Here is a 725-nt window from a genome sequence, read left to right as displayed (position 1 = left end):
GAACCGCAAGTATCTTTAAGTAATTTATCGGTAATTATTGCTGAGGATGATGAAATTAGTGCAATGTTTTTTAACACCATCTTTAAAAACACTTTTAACAAAATCATTTACACAAAAACCGGACATGAAACCATTGATAAATGCCGGGAGAATCCTGAAACGGATCTCATACTCATGGACATCAAAATGCCCGGCATGAACGGCTATGATGCCACCCACGAAATTCGAAAATTTAACAGCGATGGAATCATCATTGCCCAAACAGCCTTTGGTTTATCGGGTGACAAGGAAAAAGCAATAGAAGCGGGATGCAACGATTATATTTCAAAACCAATTAATAAAGCTGAACTAAAGACATTAATACAAAAGTATTTCGGCAAATGAGATTTGAACCACAAAAGGATACAAATAAGAGGGACAAAAGCAATAATTCTCAACAATGGAAAAACTAGTCGCAACCGGATGCCTTGCTACGGGCTCAGGAGATGGATTTATTCGCTCGACGCCATTGGGTTCTTGTGTGGCGGTTGTTGCCTACGATATATCTACAAAAATTGGTGGAATGGCTCATGTAATGTTACCCGGTAAATCGCCAAAAGACAACAAAGAAGATGAAAACAAATATGCCGAAAACGCCATCACAAATTTATTGAGTGAATTGAGCAAACTGGGTTCATCAAAACAGAACATTGAAATTTGTCTTGTTGGTGGAGCAAATGTGTTGA

The 725-nt window shown here is 38.1% G+C and carries 2 protein-coding genes; both read left to right on the top strand.

Translation table 11 applies throughout. The features are described 5' to 3' along the window. On the top strand, window positions 1-384 hold a 384-nt coding region (locus tag HNS38_RS20135), incomplete at its 5' end, for a response regulator (RefSeq protein ID WP_172347014.1). A 55-nt stretch (window positions 385-439) separates the two neighbouring features. Continuing rightward, on the top strand, window positions 440-725 hold a 286-nt coding region (locus tag HNS38_RS20130; protein WP_172284904.1), incomplete at its 3' end, for a chemotaxis protein CheD.

This window comes from Lentimicrobium sp. L6 (genome assembly GCF_013166655.1).
Classification (GTDB): Bacteria; Bacteroidota; Bacteroidia; order Bacteroidales; family UBA12170; genus UBA12170.
Note: the sequence above shows the minus strand (reverse complement) of the source record. Positions and strands in the feature narration are given on the sequence as shown.